This is a genomic window from Vallitalea sediminicola, from assembly GCF_054408565.1.
Genome location: NZ_BTPT01000373.1, coordinates 1 through 240 on the forward strand (window position 1 = coordinate 1; position 240 = coordinate 240).

Below are 240 nucleotides of genomic sequence, written 5' to 3' on the forward strand. Positions count from 1 at the left end.
TATCTATTGGTCCATTAATCACAGCATTAGCTGCTGGTAACAGAGCAATGATCAAATTGTCAGAGTTTACTCCAAATACCAATCAAGTTATAAAAAAAATGTTGAGCACTATTTTTGAGCAAGATACCGTTGCCTGTATTGAAGGTGAAGCCGACGTCGCAGCAGAGTTTTCTGCATTACCTTTTGATCATTTAATTTTTACTGGCTCCACGACTGTTGGACGCCACGTAATGCGAGCAG

1 protein-coding gene is annotated in these 240 nt (G+C 40.0%); it reads left to right on the top strand.

Going from position 1 to position 240, the window contains the following annotated elements:
- The coding region (locus ACX6CF_RS27100) for an aldehyde dehydrogenase family protein (RefSeq protein WP_458788479.1) at positions 1-240 on the top strand (240 nt) is incomplete at both ends.